This window comes from Streptomyces hesseae (genome assembly GCF_031845785.1).
GTDB lineage: Bacteria > Actinomycetota > Actinomycetes > Streptomycetales > Streptomycetaceae > Streptomyces > Streptomyces hesseae.
Map to the genome: position 1 here is coordinate 90,319 of NZ_JAVRFI010000007.1, position 18,177 is coordinate 108,495.

General features: G+C 70.2%; 13 protein-coding genes. 8 read left to right on the top strand and 5 right to left on the bottom strand.

The window, feature by feature from the left end:
• Nucleotides 1-270 precede the first annotated feature (270 nt).
• The 5 genes from RM609_RS13780 to RM609_RS13800 all read left to right on the top strand — a co-directional run bounded on the left by RM609_RS13780 (nucleotide 271) and on the right by RM609_RS13800 (nucleotide 8,532).
• A complete protein-coding gene (locus RM609_RS13780; protein ID WP_438828429.1) occupies nucleotides 271-4,146 on the top strand; it encodes a GH92 family glycosyl hydrolase in 3,876 nt (1,291 codons plus the stop codon).
• A gap of 175 nt (nucleotides 4,147-4,321) precedes the next feature.
• Entirely contained in the window at nucleotides 4,322-5,233 is a 912-nt protein-coding gene (locus RM609_RS13785; protein ID WP_311610817.1) for an FG-GAP-like repeat-containing protein, read from the top strand.
• A 189-nt stretch (nucleotides 5,234-5,422) separates the two neighbouring features.
• The gene (locus tag RM609_RS13790; protein WP_311610818.1) at nucleotides 5,423-6,391 is read left to right on the top strand and encodes an FG-GAP repeat domain-containing protein; all 969 of its coding nucleotides are present in this window, start codon (nucleotides 5,423-5,425) and stop codon (nucleotides 6,389-6,391) included.
• Between the two features lie 163 nt (nucleotides 6,392-6,554).
• Nucleotides 6,555-7,445, top strand: coding sequence for an FG-GAP-like repeat-containing protein (locus RM609_RS13795; protein WP_311610820.1), 891 nt, complete (start codon nucleotides 6,555-6,557; stop codon nucleotides 7,443-7,445).
• A 142-nt stretch (nucleotides 7,446-7,587) separates the two neighbouring features.
• Complete coding sequence (locus RM609_RS13800; protein WP_311610821.1) at nucleotides 7,588-8,532, top strand: FG-GAP repeat domain-containing protein; 945 nt, start codon at nucleotides 7,588-7,590, stop codon at nucleotides 8,530-8,532.
• Between the two features lie 59 nt (nucleotides 8,533-8,591).
• On the opposite strand, the gene RM609_RS13805 is transcribed toward RM609_RS13800, so the two are convergent.
• From RM609_RS13805 to acnA, 4 genes are all read right to left on the bottom strand, one after another.
• Nucleotides 8,592-9,893, bottom strand: coding sequence for a hypothetical protein (locus tag RM609_RS13805; RefSeq protein ID WP_311610823.1), 1,302 nt, complete (start codon nucleotides 9,891-9,893; stop codon nucleotides 8,592-8,594).
• 98 nt (nucleotides 9,894-9,991) lie between these two features.
• Complete coding sequence (locus tag RM609_RS13810) at nucleotides 9,992-10,324, bottom strand: hypothetical protein (protein WP_311610825.1); 333 nt, start codon at nucleotides 10,322-10,324, stop codon at nucleotides 9,992-9,994.
• Between the two features lie 119 nt (nucleotides 10,325-10,443).
• Nucleotides 10,444-10,734, bottom strand: coding sequence for a hypothetical protein (locus RM609_RS13815; protein WP_311610827.1), 291 nt, complete (start codon nucleotides 10,732-10,734; stop codon nucleotides 10,444-10,446).
• A 235-nt stretch (nucleotides 10,735-10,969) separates the two neighbouring features.
• Nucleotides 10,970-13,684 (bottom strand): aconitate hydratase AcnA, encoded by a 2,715-nt coding sequence (acnA, locus tag RM609_RS13820; RefSeq protein ID WP_311610828.1) that lies wholly within the window; start codon nucleotides 13,682-13,684, stop codon nucleotides 10,970-10,972.
• A gap of 343 nt (nucleotides 13,685-14,027) precedes the next feature.
• Between acnA and RM609_RS13825 the strand changes: the two genes are divergently transcribed.
• From RM609_RS13825 to RM609_RS13835, 3 genes are all read left to right on the top strand, one after another.
• Nucleotides 14,028-14,624, top strand: a complete 597-nt coding sequence (locus RM609_RS13825; protein ID WP_311610830.1) for a hypothetical protein — start codon at nucleotides 14,028-14,030, stop codon at nucleotides 14,622-14,624.
• 153 nt (nucleotides 14,625-14,777) lie between these two features.
• Nucleotides 14,778-15,335 carry a Uma2 family endonuclease gene (locus RM609_RS13830; protein ID WP_311610832.1) on the top strand — a complete coding sequence of 186 codons (558 nt, stop codon included), beginning with the start codon at nucleotides 14,778-14,780 and terminating at the stop codon, nucleotides 15,333-15,335.
• A gap of 99 nt (nucleotides 15,336-15,434) precedes the next feature.
• Entirely contained in the window at nucleotides 15,435-16,964 is a 1,530-nt protein-coding gene (locus RM609_RS13835) for a helix-turn-helix domain-containing protein (RefSeq protein WP_311610833.1), read from the top strand.
• 61 nt (nucleotides 16,965-17,025) lie between these two features.
• Here the strand turns inward: RM609_RS13835 and RM609_RS13840 are convergent, their stop codons facing one another.
• Nucleotides 17,026-18,135, bottom strand: coding sequence for a PP2C family protein-serine/threonine phosphatase (locus tag RM609_RS13840; RefSeq protein WP_311610836.1), 1,110 nt, complete (start codon nucleotides 18,133-18,135; stop codon nucleotides 17,026-17,028).
• Between the last annotated feature and the right edge of the window lie 42 nt (nucleotides 18,136-18,177).

Here is an 18,177-nt window from a genome sequence, read left to right on the forward strand (position 1 = left end):
GCCGCCCGGACTGTTCGACAGGTATAGTCCACTCCGATCAACTGGGCAAGATCGAAAGCGGCTTTGACCGTCAGTCTTTCCCGAGTTGAGACCTCTCCGGCCGCCCCTCGGAGCCCCCCGGGACCCCCCTGGGACCCGTCCGGCGACACCAGCCCCGAGACCCTTGACACCACTGGTGTCTCACGCACTACTTAACACTGCGCGTCATGGGTGACAACGTTGTCTGAGTCGTCCGGCCGTCCGTGCCGGGTTCAGCGGAGAGGCAAAGGGATGCGAACGGGAACCGGGTACCGCAGATGGCGTACGCTCGCCCGTCCCACGGCGCTCCTGGTGGCCACCGTACTGATGACGGGGGCTCAGGTCACGCAGGGCCAGATCGTCGGGGCGTCGCCGCCCCGGGCCGCCGCGGCCGCCGACGAGCGCTTCGCCTCCTCCTTCGAGCCCGGCGACCCGCGGCCCGACTGGACCGACAGCGTCGAGACCGGCCGCGACGGCCGCCCGCGCACCGCCGGGGTCGACGGCGACGACACCAGCGGCATCCCCGGCAATGTCACCGACCGGGTCACCGCCGTCCGCGCCAGCGGCGAGCACGCCGAGGCGGGCGAGGTCAAGGAGAACCTGGTCGACGGCGAGAGCGCGACCAAGTGGCTCGCCTTCGAACGCACCGCCTGGCTGGAATTCGAGCTGGACCGGCCCGTCACGGCCGTGCGCTACGCCCTGACCTCCGCGAACGACGCCCCCGGCCGCGACCCCCGGGACTGGGTGCTCAAGGGTTCCGACGACGGCAGCGGCTGGCAGGTGCTCGACACCCGCCAGGGCGAGGCCTTCGAAAAGCGGCTCCAGACCCGGGAGTTCTCCTTCTCCGGGAACCGTCCCTACCGCCAGTACCGGCTGGAGATAACGCGCAACAACGGCGAGCCCGTCACCCAGCTCGCCGAGTTCCAGCTGGCGGCGGGCGACACCGGCACCCCGCCGCCCGCCGACATGCGCAGCCACATCGACCGCGGCCCCACCGGCTCCCCCACCGCCAAGGCCCGCGCCGGCTTCACCGGCACCCACGCGCTGCGCTACGGGGGCATGCACCAGGCCACCGGCCACGCCTACTCGTACAACAAGATCTTCCGGACCCGGCTGCGCGTCACCCCCAGGACCCTGCTCTCCTACAAGATCTTCCCCGCCCTCCCCGAGCCGGACGCCCGCTATCCCGCCACCCATGTCGCCGTCGACCTCGCCTTCACCGACGGCACCTACCTCAGCGAGCTCGGCGCGGTCGACCAGCACGGCGCGCGGCTGACCCCGCAGGGCCAGGCCGCCTCCAGAACGCTCTACGTCAACCAGTGGAACAGCAAGGAGTCGCGCATCGGGGCCGTCGCCTCGGGGAAGACCGTGGAACGGGTGCTGATCGCGTACGACTCGCCCGTGGGCCCGGCGAAGTTCCGCGGCTGGGTCGACGACATCTCCCTCGCCCCGGCCCCCCAGGAGCCACCCGTCGCCCATCCGGCGGACCGGGCCGTCACCACCCGGGGCACCCACTCCAGCTCCAACTTCTCCCGCGGCAACACCTTCCCGGCCACCGCCGTCCCCCATGGCTTCAACTTCTGGACGCCCGTCACCAACGCGGGCGTCACGGACTGGCTCTACCAGTACGCGGCGACCAACAACGCCGACAACCTCCCCACCCTCCAGGCCTTCTCCGCGAGCCATCAGCCCAGCCCCTGGATGGGCGACCGGCAGACGTTCCAGCTCATGCCCTCGGCGTCCCCGGGCGTCCCGCCCGCCTCCCGCGCCGCCCGCGCCCTGCCCTTCCGGCACGAGAACGAGACCGCCCGGCCCCACTACTACGCCGTCACCTTCGAGAACGGCCTCAAGGCGGAGGTCACCCCGAGCGACCACGCCGCGATGATCCGCTTCACCTTCCCCTCGGACCAGGCGAGCGTCCTCCTCGACAACGTCAAGGACCGCGGCGGACTGACCCTCGACCCCGAGCACCGCTCCTTCAGCGCCTACTCGGACGTCCGGAGCGGGCTGTCCACCGGCGCCGGGCGCCTCTTCGTCCACGGCGTCTTCGACACGCCCGTCATCGCGAGCGGCAAGCTCAAGGGCGACACCGGCAGCGACGCCGTCACCGGCTATCTGCGCTTCGCGCCCGGCAAGAGCCGTACGGTCACCCTGCGCGTGGCGACCTCCCTCATCGGCACCGACCAGGCCCGGGCCAACCTCGAGCAGGAGATCCCGGCGAGCACCGGCTTCGACCAGGTCATGACCCACGCCCGCACCGCCTGGGACACCCTCCTCGGCCGCGTCGAGGTCGAGGGCGCGACCCGAGACCAGCTCACCACCCTCTACTCCAGCCTCTACCGGATCTACCTCTATCCCAACTCCGGATTCGAGAACACCGGCACCCCCACCCGCCCCCGGCCGCGCTACGCCAGCCCCTTCTCCCCGCCCGCCGGCGAGAACACCCCGACCACGACCGGCGCCCAGATCGTCGACGGCGAGATCTACGTCAACAACGGCTTCTGGGACACCTACCGCACCACCTGGCCCGCGTACTCCCTACTGACTCCCCGCCAGGCGGGCAGACTGATCGACGGCTTCGTCCAGCAGTACAAGGACGGCGGCTGGATCTCCCGCTGGTCCTCCCCCGGCTACGCCGACCTGATGACGGGCACCAGTTCCGACGTCGCCTTCGCCGACGCCTACGTCAAGGGCGTCCCCTTCGACGCCGAGGCGGCGTACGCGGCCGCGCTGAAGAACGCCACCGTCGCCCCGGACAGCCCCGGCACCGGCCGCAAGGGCATGGAGACCTCCGTCTTCCTCGGCTACACCAGCACCCGGACCCGCGAGGGCCTGTCCTGGGCGCTCGAGGGCTACCTCAATGACTTCGGCCTGGGCCGGATGGCCCGCGCCCTCTACGAGAAGACCCACAAGGAGCGCTACCGCGAGGAGTCCGGCTACTTCCTCAACCGCGCCCGGAACTACGTCAAGCTCTTCGACCCCCGCATCGGCTTCTTCCAGGGCCGCGACGCGAACGGCGCCTGGCGCCTGCCGCCCGCCTCCTACGACCCGCGCGTCTGGGGCAACGACTACACCGAGACCAACGGCTGGAACTTCGCCTTCACCGCCCCCCAGGACACCCGCGGCCTGGCCAACCTCCACGGCGGCCGCGCGGGCCTGGCCAAGAAGCTCGACACCTACTTCGCCACCCCCGAGACGGGCGCCCCCGAGTTCGCCGGCTCGTACGGCGGCGTCATCCACGAGATGACCGAGGCCCGGGACGTCCGCATGGGCATGTACGGCCACAGCAACCAGCCCTCGCACCACATCGCCTACATGTACGACGCGGCGGGCCAGCCGTGGAAGACCCAGGAGAAGGTCCGCGAAATCCTCTCCCGCCTCTACCTCGGCAGCGAGATCGGCCAGGGCTACCCCGGCGACGAGGACAACGGCGAGATGTCCGCCTGGTACGTCTTCAGCGCCCTCGGCTTCTACCCGCTCGTGATGGGCCAGGGCGAGTACGCAATCGGCTCGCCCCTCTTCACCAAAGCCACCGTCCATCTGGAGAACGGCCGCGACCTGGTGATCCGCGCCCCGCGCAACAGCGCCCGCAACGTCTACGTCCAGGGCCTGCGCGTCAACGGCCGCGCGTGGAACAGCACCGCCCTCCCCCACGCCCTGCTGTCCAGGGGTGGCACCCTGGACTTCGCCATGGGCCCCGGCCCGTCCCGCTGGGCCACGGCCCCGGACGCGGGCCCGGCCTCCCTCACGACGGACGACAAGCCGCCGGCCCCGCTCACCGACGTCACGACCCACGACGGCTCGGCCCTCACCGACGACACGTCCCGCACGTCGGCGTCCTTCACCACCGCCACGTTCGACACACCGGGGGACTCCCGGGTGACGTCCTACACCCTCACCTCCGCCGACCGCGCCAAGGCCCCCACCGGCTGGGTGCTCCGCGGCTCGACAGACGGCACCACCTGGACCGAGGTCGACCGCCGCACCGCCGAGTCCTTCACCTGGGACCGCCAGACCCGCGTCTTCGCCCTCCGCGCTCCGGCGGCCTACCGCCACTGGCGCCTGGAGCCGACGGGGGGCCAGGAGGCGACGCTGGCGGAGGTGGAGCTGCTGGGGGCGCAGGGCTGAGCCGACGCCGTTGACGCGGACGTCCACGTAGGGGCTGTACCTCCTGGGGAGGTACAGCCCCTTTCTGTCCGGAAGTCACCTAGACATCCGAAGATCTCATGTAATGATGATCAAGGTCTTGCTACGGCCCATCTCGGGACGCAGCATCCTGACATTAGACAATGGGGGGCATTACATGAGGATTCACTTCGGTCGTAAGCGCGGGCGCGGGCTGTCGGGCCTGGTCGGCACCACCGCGGTTGCCGCCGCCCTGGTCGGCCTCACCGCCGGAACGGCGGCCGCCGCCGGCACCGCGCCGGGCGCGAAGGCCGCCCCGAAGATACCCTCGGCCGGCGCCCCCCAGTTCCCGCTGTTCGCGGAGAAGCGCGCCCAGGACGTCAAGGACGTCCAGGACATCTACAAGTACCAGCCGAACGGCCGGGGCGGCTTCGAGGACGTCGAGAAGTACGGCTTCTACGGTTCGGCGCCGCGTGTCTCGGAAACCGCGACCGTCGACCACGACCACGACGGCAAGATGGACGGCTGGTACCACCAGCACAGCGACAACAGCCTGCTGGAGTACCACGGCTCCCGCGGCGACAAGGCGATCGGCCCCGGCTGGGACGCCTTCGACCGCATCTTCTCCCCCGGTGACCTCGGCGGCTCGCTCGAGTCCGATCTCCTCGCCCGCGACAAGAACGGCGTCCTGTGGCTCTACCTGGCCCGTGAGGACGGCACCCTGGAGAACCCGTACCGCGTCGGCCCGGGGTGGGACCAGTACACCGACATCGTCGGCAAGGGCAGCCTCAACGGCGACGGCAGGGCCGACATCGTCGCCAAGGACAAGAACGGCGACCTCTGGTACTACAAGGGCACCGGCGAGTCCCACGCTCCCCTCTCCGACCGCGTCAAGATCGGCGGCGGCTGGAACCAGTACGACAAGCTCGTGAGCACGGGTGACGTCGACGGTGACGGCCGCAGCGACCTGCTCGCCCGTGACAAGTCCGGCGTCCTGTGGCTCTACAAGGGCAACGACAGCCAGACCGACCCCTTCGAGAAGCGCGTGAAGATCGGCGGCGGCTGGGACCAGTACAACAACCTGTTCTGATCCTGCCTCACGCCCGCGCCGTGTGGGAGCCGTGACATCCGGGGCCGCGCTTGCGACAAGCGCAGCCCCGGATGTGACTTCCGACTCCTGATAAATCGGTTGATGTGCGTGCACCCCATGGGAATGATCAAGGTGAATCGGCGATGCTTCCGGGCATCGCTCACCGAATCGCCTCCAAGGGAGAACCAAGTGGGCAATCTCTCCGGTCGTAAGCGTGGACGCGTGCTCTCCGGTCTCGTCACCGCGGCGATAGCCACCGCGCTGGTCGGCGCCGCTTCCGCGACCGCATCCGCCGACGGCCCGGCAGGCACCTCCGCCGCCAAGGCGCACCAGCGCGCCGAAGGGGCCCACAAGAAGGCCCCCCAGAACGCCCCCAAGCCGCGTGCCGGCCTGCTGCGGGCCGCCACCGCCGACGGCAAGGGCACGGCCGCGGCTCCGCAGTTCGACCTCTACGCGGCCGACCGCGACGGCCTCGTGTACCTGTACGCGGCCAACGGCAACGGCGGCTTCAAGGACGCCTGGTTCCTCGACTCCGGCTGGCAGAACTTCACCGAGGCCACCCAGGTCGACCACGACCGCAACGGCGAGAGCGACGGCTGGTACGTCCGGCACGCCGACGGCCAGATGGAGTACACCGGCGAGGCCGGCAACAAGATGATCGGCGGCGGCTGGAACGCCTACGACCGCGTCTTCTCCCCCGGTGACCTCGGCGGCGCCGGCGAGTCCGACCTCCTCGCCCGCGACAGGTCCGGCGTGCTCTGGATCTACCTCGCCCGCCCCGACGGCACCCTGACCGACCGCTACCGCGTCGGCCCCGGCTGGGACCAGTACACCGACATCACCGGCCGCGGCGACCTCAACGGTGACGGCAAGGCCGACATCGTCGCCAAGGACAAGAACGGCGACCTCTGGTTCTACAAGGGCACGGGCGACTACAAGGACCCGTTCGAGAGCCGCGTCAAGGTCGGCGGCGGCTGGAACATCTTCGACAAGCTCGTGGGCATCGGCGACCTCGACCACGACGGCCGCAGCGACATGCTCGCCCGCGACAAGTCGGGCGTCCTGTGGCTCTACAAGGGCAACGGCAACCAGAACGACCCCTTCGAGAACCGTACGAAGATCGGCCCCGGCTGGGGCAAGTTCTCCCTGATGTTCTGATCCATCAGTCCCCTGCGATGCGCAGGGGTACGGCACGGCTACAGGGGCCGCATCCCAATAGGGGATGCGGCCCCTCCGTATGTGAAGGGCTTGTGGCATGATCCGGTCGTCTCGCGGTCCCCGACCGAGGGGCACCGCGTTTTTCTCACCACAGGAGTACTAGGTGGCCCACACCTTCGGCCGTAAGGGCGCACGCGTCCTCTCGCGCCTCACTGCCGCGGCGATAGCCGTGGCCCTGACCGGCATCACGGCGGGCACCGCCGCCGCCACCGGTCCGTCCCCCGACTACCGTCCGACCGTCGCGGCGCCGTACTTCCCGCTTGAGGCGACGAAGTCGACCGGCGAAGTCTTCGTGTACGAGCCCAATGGTCAGGGTGGCTTCGGCGACCGGGAGCAGATCACCGGCGTCGACTCGCGCGACTTCACCGCCACGGTGAACGTCGACCACGCCCAGAACGGGTACTACGACAGCGCCTACTTCCGGACGACCGACGGCACGCTGGTCTACTCGCCCGAGGGGAAGGACGGGGCGGACGAGCCCGCTCCCATCCGGATCGGCGGCGGCTGGAACATCTACGACCGCATCCTCTCCCCCGGCAACATCGGCGGCACCAAGGAGGCCGACCTCCTCGCCCGCGACAAGTCGGGCGTGCTGTGGCTCTACCAGGCCCGTCCCGACGGCACCCTCGGCGACCGCGTGCGCGTCGGCGGCGGCTGGGACATCTTCACCGACATCGTCGGCAAGGGTGACCTGAACGGCGACGGCAAGGCCGACATGCTCGCCAAGGACAAGAACGGCGACCTCTGGTTCTACAAGGGCACCGGCGACGTCAAGGACCCCTTCGCCAGCCGGGTCAAGGTCGGCGGCGGCTGGAACATCTTCGACAAGCTCATCGCCACCGGTGACGTGAACCTGGACGGCCGCAGCGACCTGCTCGCCCGCGACAAGTCCGGCGTCCTGTGGCTCTACAAGGGCAACGGCAAGCAGACCGACCCCTTCGAGAGCCGCGTGCGCATCGGCGGCGGCTGGGGCCAGTACAACGACCTGTTCTGATCCCTCCCGCGCATGACCGAGGGCCGCACCCGACCAACCGGGGGTGCGGCCCTTGTCATGATCGGCCCGTATGGCAGGATCCCGGCGTATCGCGGCATCCCGGACCCGTGGATGTCGCGTCTTTCTCATACAGGAGAGCCATATGGCCCACATTTCCGGGCACAAGCGCAGACGCGCCCTGTCGCGTCTCGCCACCGCGGCGATAGCCGCGGCCCTGATCGGCACCACGGCGGGCACCGCCGCCGCCGACGCCCCGGCTCCGTCCGCTCAGGACCTCCAGAAGGCCGCCCAGTCCGTCGCCCCGGTGACGTCGGGCAAGGCACCCGTCTCGGAATCGCCGGCCGACGCGCCCCGGTTCCCGCTGATGGCGGTCAACGGTACGACCCTGTACCGCTATGTCCCCGACGGCCATGGCGGGTTCTCCGACCGGAAGTCCCTCAACACGGACTGGCGGGGCATCACCTCCACCGTCCAGGTCGACCTGAACCAGGACGGCCTCGCGGATTCTCACTACATGCGGACGATCGACGGATCGCTGTTCTACGTCCACGGCGGCAGCAAGGACGTCCCGGCGACCCACCTGCGCATCGGCGGCGGCTGGAACATCTACAACCGCATCACCTCCCCGGGCAACCTCGGCGGCAGCGGCCAGGCCGACCTCATCGCCAGGGACCAGTCCGGTGTGCTGTGGCTGTACGTGGCCCGTCCCGACGGCACGCTCGGTGACCGCGTCCGTGTCGGTGGCGGCTGGGACCAGTACACCGACATCGTCGGTCGCGGCGACCTCAACGGTGACGGCAAGGCCGACATCGTCGCCAAGGACAGGAACGGCGTCCTCTGGTTCTACAAGGGCACCGGCGACGTCAACGACCCGTTCGCCGGCCGGGTCAAGGTCGGCAGCGGCTGGGACGCGTACGACATGCTGGTGTCCAGCGGCGACGTGGACCTCGACAACCGCAGCGACCTGCTCGCGCGTGACAAGTCCGGCGTCCTGTGGCTCTACAAGGGCAACGGCAACCAGAACGACCCGTTCGCGAACCGCGTGCGCATCGGCGGCGGCTGGGGCCAGTACGACACGATGTTCTAGTAGGTGACCCGCCTGCGTGGGGCCGCCCGCCTCACGCAGGCCCGGCTCGGCTGTCGGGCTCAGCCGCCGGCCCGGCGGGCACCCGGCCGTCGCCACGCCAGCCGGACCAGCGCCCGCACCGGCCGTCCCACCACCAGCGCCAGCCCCGCCAGCGGCAGGACGAGCAACACCGCCTGAAGGCACGCCGCGACCATGGCCAGGACCTGATCGCCGGACGCGCCAGAGGCGCCCGCGTGCTCCATCAGCGACGTGATGATGCGCCAGTCCGCCGCGAGCAGCTCCGGCAGGTTCACCAGCACCAGGCCGAGTTGCAGGGACAGTACCGGTACCAGGAAGAGCACCCACACCGCGACCACGACCTGCGGCCAGCGCTTCAGGGCCCGCAGCCGGTCGTCCTGGGGGCGGCGGAGGAACACCCGCCGCAGGATGGGCGCGATGTACTTGAACAGGTCGGGAATGCCGATCAGGTCGGCGACGATGTAGTAGCCGTCGAACCGCAGTGTGGGGAGCAGTTGCTGGACCATCTCCAGGTGGACGGAGAGGATCGCGACGAGCAGCGGCTGGAAGCCGGTCGTCGCGTACAGCGCGCCCAGGCCCAGGACGAAGACGGCGTTGAAGTAGACGCCGCCGAGGTCGGCGCGGATACGGCCCGCGCGGCCCAGCCGGTAGGAGTTGGTGATGTCCGTGTAGAAGGCGGGCCACACCAGGTAGATGCCGCAGCCCATCGCGCCGGGCCTAACGCCTCCGTAGCGGCAGGCCGCGCCGTGGCCCAGTTCGTGGAACGCGCACGAGGCGATGGCCAGGAGGACGACGAGCAGGACGTCGGCCGGTGAGGTGAGGACGTCCCGCAGCGCGGCGCCCGTGTCCTGGGTCGTCCACAGCCATGCCTCGCCCGCGACGAACGCGCCGAGCCCGAGAACGACGACCGCCGGGCGGAACAGCCAGGCGAAGAGGCCGGAGAGGAACCAGGTGACGTGCTCCGGCAGTACGGCCAGCCGGAAGCGGAAGGCGAGGAACGGGTCGTTCTTCGTCGTCGGGGGTGGCGGTGAGCCGTCGCTGTAGGTGGTGATGCCGAGCGGGGCGAGCTTCTTGTCGATGAGGAAGACGATGTGTTCCTCGGTGAACCGCCGGCCCGTCTCCTCCGAGAGGTCGGCGGCGATCCGGGCCATGGCGGGCTCGGGGCCGAGGGGCAGGGGGCCGGCCAGGGCGCGTACCACCCGGTAGAGCAGGGGCGGGAGCCGGACGATCTGGCCGTCGGGACGGCAGACCAGTTGCGGCGGCTCACGGTAGCCGGAGCCCTCGAACTCGCCGACGAGTTCCATGCCGGCCACCAGGCTGGGGGTGGCGCAGGGCGCTGACATGGACGTCCTCCGGGAGGTGGCGGGCGGGGAAGGGCTGGGAGAGCGGGCCCGGCCCTTCCCCGGGTGTTACGGCGGGCCGTCAGGCGATCAGTGGCCGATCAGTGGCTGGCCACGGCCGCCGGGGTGCAGACCACGCTGGCGGTCGGGTTCTCGGAGCCCAGGCCGAGGGAGCCGAGCAGGCCGGGAGTGCCCTGCCGGTCGATGGACTGGCAGGCGGACAGCATCGTGGTGCCGTGGTCGTGAGGAACGGGGGCGAAGACGCCGCCGCCCGTGGCCGCCGCGGAGCTGGAGCTGCCGGCGGCCGCGCCGGCACCGGGGTCGCCCGGGCCGACAAGGTTGAGCGGGGTGGCGATGACGCCCATGACGGTCCGCTCGGGCAGCACCTCTCCCGTGATCTGGTCGAGTTCCTCGAAGCTGATGGCGTTGTCCATTTCGTTCCCCTTCTCTGGTGTCCGCTCCCGGCCCGCCGAACGGCGCCCGGGCATGCCGCCCCCGCCGGATCGGCCGGGGACGGAGTCCTTGGGGGGTTGAGACGGTGACGCGTGTGGTGTCAGCGGCTGTGAACGGCCGCCGGGACACAGGTCATGGTGTAGCCGGGCGTACTGGGCGCCAAGCCCAGGGCGACGAGGAGGCCGAGGCCGCCGGGGTTCTCCCTGTACTGGCAGGCGTAGGCCACGGTCGTGCCGTGCTCGGTTCTCATGAGCGCCGGATAGACGGGGTGATGGTCGGCGCCCGGGCCGGTGGCGGCTCCGGCGGGCAGCAGGCTCGACAGGGCGATCCGCGCGGGCAGCTCCTCGCCGTACAGCCGGCCGAGCTCCCCGAAGGTCATGGCGGATCCCATGGACTCATCCCTCCCTCTGGGACGACGCCGTCGCGTCCATCCCGCCGGGGAGCCTAACCCGCATGGGAATGCACAACACTTCATCAATCCCCCTATCACCCGGTCGTGTTGGGAGATGCCCCGGGAGGGTGGCCGGGGGAACGCCCGGCCGGGCACGCGAAAGGGCCGCACCCCGTTCGGAACGGGGTGCGGCCCTCAACCACGCAGCAGAAACCGCCTAGTTGCGGATCAACGCTCAGTTGCGGATCAGGTTGCGCAGCACGTACTGCATGATGCCGCCGTTGCGGTAGTAGTCGGCCTCACCGGGGGTGTCGATGCGGACGATCGCGTCGAACTCGACACCGGTGTCGGTGGTGACCTTGACCGTGCTCGGGGTGCGGCCCTCGTTGAGCTCGGTGACGCCCGCGATGGAGAAGGTCTCCTCGCCGGTCAGGCCGAGCGAGTCGGCCGACTGGCCGGCCGGGAACTGGAGCGGCAGGACGCCCATGCCGATGAGGTTCGAGCGGTGGATGCGCTCGTACGACTCGGTGATGACGGCCTTGACGCCGAGGAGGGCCGTGCCCTTGGCCGCCCAGTCGCGGGACGAGCCGGAGCCGTACTCCTTGCCGCCCAGGATGACCAGCGGGATGCCGGCGGCCTGGTAGTTCTGCGAGGCGTCGTAGATGAACGACACCGGGGCGTCGGCCTGGGTGAAGTCGCGGGTGAAGCCGCCCTCGGTGCCCGGCGCGATCTGGTTGCGCAGGCGGATGTTGGCGAACGTACCGCGGATCATGACCTCGTGGTTGCCTCGGCGGGAGCCGTAGGAGTTGAAGTCACGACGCTCGACACCGTGCTCGGTGAGGTACTTGCCCGCCGGGGTGTCGGCCTTGATGGCACCGGCCGGGGAGATGTGGTCGGTGGTGACCGAGTCGCCCAGCTTGGCCAGGACGCGGGCGCCGGCGATGTCGGCGACCGGGGCCGGCTCCATCTGCATGCCCTCGAAGTAAGGGGGCTTACGGACGTAGGTGGACTCGGTGTCCCACTCGAAGGTGTTGCCGGTCGGGATCGGCAGGGCCTGCCACTGGGCGTCGCCCGCGAAGACGTCCTGGTAGGACTTGTTGAACATGTCCTCGCCGATGGCGTTGGTCACGACCTCGTTGACCTCGGCCTCGGAGGGCCAGATGTCCTTGAGGAAGACCGGGTTGCCGTCGGTGTCGATGCCGAGCGCGTCGCGGGTGATGTCCACCTTCATGGAGCCCGCGAGGGCGTAGGCGACGACCAGCGGCGGGGACGCCAGGTAGTTCATCTTGACGTCGGGGTTGATCCGGCCCTCGAAGTTGCGGTTGCCGGAGAGCACCGAGGTAACGGCGAGGTCGTGGTCGTTGACGGCCTTGGAGACCTCCTCCGGCAGCGGGCCGGAGTTGCCGATGCAGGTGGTGCAGCCGTAGCCGACGAGGTTGAAGCCGACCTTGTCGAGGTAGGGGGTCAGGCCCGCCTTGTCGAAGTAGTCGGTGACGACCTTGGAGCCCGGGGCGAGGGTGGTCTTGACCCACGGCTTGCGGGTCAGGCCCTTCTCGACCGCCTTCTTGGCCACGAGCGCGGCGGCGACCATGACGTAGGGGTTCGAGGTGTTGGTGCAGGAGGTGATCGCGGCGACGGTGACGGCGCCGTGGTCGATCGTGTAGGTGCTGCCGTCGGGGGCGGTGACGGTGACCGGGTTCGACGGGACGCCGTTGGAGGCGGCCGGGGAGTCGGAGGCCGGGAAGGACTCCTCGCCCGCCTCGTCGGCGGTGGAGACGTAGTTGAGGACGTCACGCTCGAACTGGGCCTTGGCGTCGGCCAGGACGATGCGGTCCTGCGGGCGCTTCGGGCCGGCGATGGAGGGGACGACCGTGGAGAGGTCGAGCTCCAGCTTCTCGGAGAAGTCGGGCTCGGCGGCCGGGTCCAGCCACAGGCCCTGCTCCTTGGCGTACGCCTCGACGAGCGCGACCTGCTGCTCGGAGCGGCCGGTGAGCTTGAGGTAGTTCAGGGTCTCGCCGTCGATCGGGAAGATCGCGGCGGTGGAGCCGAACTCCGGCGACATGTTGCCGATGGTGGCGCGGTTGGCGAGGCTCGTCGCCGCCACACCCTCGCCGTAGAACTCGACGAACTTGCCGACGACGCCGTGCTTGCGCAGCATCTCGGTGATCGTGAGGACGAGGTCGGTGGCGGTGGTGCCGGCCGGGAGCTCACCGGTCAGCTTGAAGCCGACGACGCGCGGGATGAGCATGGAGACCGGCTGGCCGAGCATCGCGGCCTCGGCCTCGATGCCGCCGACACCCCAGCCCAGCACGCCGAGGCCGTTGACCATGGTGGTGTGCGAGTCGGTGCCGACGAGGGTGTCGGGGTAGGCCTGGCCGTTGCGGACCATGACCGTACGGGCCAGGTGCTCGATGTTCACCTGGTGGACGATGCCGGTGCCCGGGGGGACGACCTTGAAGTCGTCGAAGGCGGTCTGGCCCCAGCGCAGGAACTGGTAGCGCTCCTTGTTGCGGCCGTACTCCAGCTCGACGTTCTGGCCGAAGGCCTCCTTCGTGCCGAACTTGTCGGCGATGACGGAGTGGTCGATGACCAGCTCGGCCGGGGAGAGCGGGTTGACCTTCGCCGGGTCGCCGCCGAGCTCCTTGACGGCCTCACGCATGGTGGCGAGGTCGACGACGCAGGGCACGCCGGTGAAGTCCTGCATGATCACGCGGGCCGGCGTGAACTGGATCTCCTGGCTGGGCTGGGCCTGCGAGTCCCAGTTGCCCAGGGCGCGGATGTGGTCGGCGGTGATGTTCGCGCCGTCCTCGGTGCGGAGGAGGTTCTCCAGGAGCACCTTCAGGCTGTAGGGAAGGCGCGCGGAGCCCTCGACCTTGTCCAGCCGGAAGATCTCGTACGACTCGTCGCCCACGCGCAGCGTGGTGCGGGCGTCGAAGCTGTTCGCCGACACGACAGTCTCCTTCATGCATGAATTCGCGTACTGCGGCAATCCTGCCGCCCCGATGGCGCGCGCATCCGCTAAGGTGTGCCTAAGTTAGGTATGCCTTACTCGCGCGTGACAGCGGTACGCCTCTCGGCAGATATCTCGATGTCGAGATAACTCTAATACATCGCTGCCGATCGGTCATGCCCGGATACGCCGAGCGGGCCTGCACCCGGTGTCCGACAGCGGTTCCCCCGCGCGGCGGAGGCAGCTGCCCGTGATCTCGTCCCGGGGAGCGACGGCCGGGAACGCTCCGGCGGCCAGGATCGGACACGTTCCCGATCCGCCCCCTCCAGCACCGGAGAATCACGTGTCCATACGGGCCCCTCGCACGCTCACACTCCTCGCCCTCGCCGCCGCGCTGACCGCCCCGGCCGCCGTCCCCGCGGTGGCGGCGAGCCCCGCCGGGGGCGAGCCGCCGATCACGAGCACCTCCAGCCTCACGGGGTGGGGCCGGATGGACTACCCCATGCCCGGCAACGACATCCGCGTCACCGTCGACGCCCGCTCCTCCTATGGCCCCGGCCACCTCCCCGTACGGTCCGACGGCACCTTCCGCATCTCGCACCGCACGGACGCCATGAACGGACAGCCCGCGTCCGACCACTGGGGCGAATTCACCGTCGACTGCCTGACCACCGGCGGCCCGGTGGCGACCGTGACCGGCAGGCTCGTCCGCACCGACGCCGGCGGCCCCTGGGAGAAGGCGGGCTATCTGAAGCGGCACATCCGCATGGGCGTGAGCTTCTACGTCGCCGACGGCAAGAACGGCGGCCCGAGCCGGATCGGGCTGTCCGGGGGGACGGAGAAGAGCGACCTTCCCCTGAAGAAGTGCATGGCGCCGGCCCCCGACTCGGGGGTCGTGGCGGGCGGCTACACCCTCAAGGACAGGACGCCTGCGCGCTAGCGCGACCCGCGAGCCGGCGCGCGTCCGGCCCGGCGTCGGGGCTGGTTCACCAGTTCGGGTGAGCGTTGGGCCGAACGGGCGGGGCGGCGGAGCGGATTGCTGTAGACCATGGACAGTCGTCATGCTGCAGTCACGATGTCCTCGGGAGGACCGATGAGCGCACAGCCCCACACATACGCAGCCGACGACCCCGAAAAGGCGTTGAAGTATGCGATCCAGCACATCGAGGGAGATCGAGTGCAGATCGTGGAGGGGGTCATCCAGCCAGCCATGCCCACCTGGGACCACGAGAACGTAGCCGATGAGATTCGCGAGCAACTCGGCCCGGTACTACGGAAGCTCGAATGCAGAGCCGGCTCGGGCGACCTCGACCTGCCGGGCAGCCCCAACTGGTACGTCCCCGACCTGGCTGTGGTGCCACGCAAGTTGGCGAAGGGCGGAGGCGCCCTCGTGCCCGACCAAACGCTACTCGTCGTGGAAATCACCTCCGACTCGAACGGCGACACAGACAGGGTCGCGAAGCGCCGCCGCTACGCCGAATACGGCGCCCCCCTCTACCTCCTGGTCGACCGCCAGGAGCACACCTGCACGCTCTTCAGTAAGCCCGGGGGCGAACTCGGCTACACGCGAGCAGAAGGCCCCACCCCATTCGGAGCCCCCGTTCACCTCCCCGCCCCCTTCGACCTGGAGCTCGACACGTCGGACTTCTGATTTCCATACCCCTGTCCGATTGTTCGGATAGGAGCAGAACACGTGGAGAGGCCATGGCACGTGCAGAAGAAATCTCATATCTGAGATACCGTCTGACTCATGACAGACGCCTACCTCGGCCGTATCGGCAAGCTCATCCGCGACGCCCGGCAGCACCGTGGCTGGACCCAGTCGCAGCTCGCGGACGCGCTCGGGACCAGCCAGAGCGCGGTCAACCGCATTGAGCGGGGAAATCAGAACATCAGTCTTGATATGATCGCCCGCATCGGCGAGGCCCTCGACAGCGAGATCGTCTCCCTGGGATACGCCGGCCCGATGCATCTGCGCGTCGTCGGCGGACGTCGGCTCTCCGGTTCGATCGACGTCAAGACGAGCAAGAACGCCTGCGTGGCCCTGCTGTGCGCCACGCTGCTCAACGCCGGGCGGACCACCCTGCGGCGCGTGGCGCGGATCGAGGAGGTCTACCGGATCCTCGAGGTGCTCGCCAGCATCGGCGTACGGCACCGGTGGATCAACGACGGGAACGACCTCGAGATCGTGCCGCCCGCCGAGCTCGACCTGGGGGCGATGGACACCGAGGCCGCCCGCCGCACCCGTAGCGTCATCATGTTCCTGGGTCCCCTGCTGCACCGCATGGACCACTTCAAGATCCCCTACGCCGGCGGCTGCGACCTCGGCACCCGCACCGTCCAGCCGCACATGACGGCGCTTCGGCACTTCGGCCTGGAGGTCACGGCCACCGACGGCACGTACCACGCCCAGGTGGATCGTTCCGTCTCCCCCACCCGCGCCATCGTGCTGACCGAGCGCGGGGACACCGTCACCGAGAACGCCCTGCTGGCCGCCGCCCGCCACGACGGCGTGACCGTCATCCGCAACGCCAGCTCCAACTACATGGTCCAGGACCTCTGCTTCTTCCTGGAGGAGCTGGGCGTAAAGGTCGAGGGCGTGGGCACCACCACGCTCACCGTGCACGGCGTGGCCACCATCGACCGCGACGTGGACTACGCGCCCTCCGAGGACCCGGTCGAGGCCATGAGCCTGCTCGCCGCCGCCGTGGTGACGGAGTCGGAGCTGACGATCCGCCGGGTGCCGGTGGAGTTCATGGAGATCGAGCTCGCCGTCCTGGAGGAGATGGGCCTCGACCACGAGCGCAGCCCCGAGTACCGCGCCGACAACGGCCGTACGCGCCTGCTCGACCTGACCGTGCGCCCCTCCAAGCTGCGGGCGCCGATCGACAAGATCCACCCGATGCCGTTCCCGGGCCTGAACATCGACAACGTGCCGTTCTTCGCGGCCATCGCCGCGTTCGCCCAGGGCCAGACCCTCATCCACGACTGGGTCTACGACAACCGCGCCATCTACCTCACCGACCTCAACCGCCTCGGCGCGGACGTCAAGCTGCTCGACCCCCACCGCGTCCTGGTCGAGGGCCCCACCCGCTGGCGCTCGGCCGAGATGATGTGCCCGCCCGCGCTGCGCCCCGCCGTGGTCGTGCTGCTGGCGATGATGGCCGCCGAGGGCACCTCGGTGCTGCGCAACGTCTATGTCATCAACCGCGGTTACGAGGATCTGGCCGAGCGCCTCAACTCCATCGGCGCCCAGATCGAGACGTTCCGGGACATCTAGCACCCGCCCCCCGCTGGCCCCCTCACTGGCCCCACGCCGGCCACGAGCCCGGCGCGCACGCTCACGCGGGCGCGCCGGGCTCTCGCATGACGGCCAGCACGGCCATGTCGTCGTCCCGCGGGCCGCCCGTCCAGCGCTCGACGTCGCGGATCAGCGCGTCGATGACGTCCCCCGGTCCGCCGAACGGCCCGAGCCCCGGCAGCCGCTCCCGTGGGTCGTAGAAGACGCCCGCGCCGTCCCTGGCCTCGGTCACCCCGTCGGTGACCATCAGCAGGGTGTCGCCGGCAGCGAACGGCCAGCGGTCGGGGGCGGGGCGGGGGCCGGACGCGTCCAGGGCGCCCATCCCCAGGGGCAGGCCGGGCTCCCCCGCCGCCAGCGGCCGCACCCGCACGCCGTCGACGCCCCCGGTGAGGAGATACGCCGCCGGGTGCCCCCGGCTGAGCAGGGAGAGCCGGCCCGCGCCCGGCTCGAACTCGCCGAGCAGCGCCGTGATGAAGCCCTCCATCCGCAGTTCCTCCTCGCGCTCCCCCACCTCGCGCGCCACCGCGCGTTCAAGGCGGTCGGCGAGCTCTCCGAGGTCCGGGGCCGTCGCCGCGGCCTCCCGGAAGGCACCGAGCAGCAGCGCCACCGCGCCCACCGCGCCGAGTCCCTTTCCCCTGACGTCCGCGATCAGCACCCGGGTGCCGTACGGCGTGGCCTGCACGGCGTACGCGTCGCCGCCGATCTGCGCCTCCACCTGCGCGGCCCGGTAGCAGGCGGCGACGGCCAGCGGCCCGATCCGGGCCGGGGGCGCGGGCAGCACCGCCCGCTGGGCGGCCTCCGCCACCGAGCGGACGACGTCCAGCCGGCGCCCGTGGCGGGCGACCACCCGGTTCACGCCGACGCCGATCAGCGCGGCGAAGAGGGTGTTGGCCAGTTCGAGCCAGCCCGGAGGACGGCCCAGGTAGTCGTCCTTGGCGGTCAGCGCCAGCACGCCCACGACGATGACGGCGCCCACGACCACGGTGTGCCGCAGCGACAGGAGCGCGCCCGCCACCACACAGGCCGCCGCCATCATCGGGTCGCCCCAGTAGTTCTGCGGCGCCAGCGCGTTCCAGGTCAGCCCGGCCGCGATCAGGGCGCCGGGGGCGAGCCGCACGTAGCGCGGCCAGTACGTGGAGACGGACGCCATGCGCGCTTCCCGCTTCCCACTTCCCGGCGGCATCTGAACGGC

What these genes read in the sequence shown, in the direction of transcription:
- RM609_RS13780 (WP_438828429.1), top strand. Translation starts at nt 271, where the DNA reads ATGCGAACGGGAACCGGGTACCGCAGATGGCGTACGCTCGCCCGTCCC.
- RM609_RS13785 (WP_311610817.1), top strand. Translation starts at nt 4,322, where the DNA reads ATGAGGATTCACTTCGGTCGTAAGCGCGGGCGCGGGCTGTCGGGCCTG.
- RM609_RS13800 (WP_311610821.1), top strand. Translation starts at nt 7,588, where the DNA reads ATGGCCCACATTTCCGGGCACAAGCGCAGACGCGCCCTGTCGCGTCTC.
- RM609_RS13805 (WP_311610823.1), bottom strand. Translation starts at nt 9,893, where the DNA reads ATGTCAGCGCCCTGCGCCACCCCCAGCCTGGTGGCCGGCATGGAACTC.
- RM609_RS13810 (WP_311610825.1), bottom strand. Translation starts at nt 10,324, where the DNA reads ATGGACAACGCCATCAGCTTCGAGGAACTCGACCAGATCACGGGAGAG.
- RM609_RS13815 (WP_311610827.1), bottom strand. Translation starts at nt 10,734, where the DNA reads ATGGGATCCGCCATGACCTTCGGGGAGCTCGGCCGGCTGTACGGCGAG.
- RM609_RS13830 (WP_311610832.1), top strand. Translation starts at nt 14,778, where the DNA reads ATGAGCGCACAGCCCCACACATACGCAGCCGACGACCCCGAAAAGGCG.
- RM609_RS13835 (WP_311610833.1), top strand. Translation starts at nt 15,435, where the DNA reads ATGACAGACGCCTACCTCGGCCGTATCGGCAAGCTCATCCGCGACGCC.
- RM609_RS13840 (WP_311610836.1), bottom strand. Translation starts at nt 18,135, where the DNA reads ATGGCGTCCGTCTCCACGTACTGGCCGCGCTACGTGCGGCTCGCCCCC.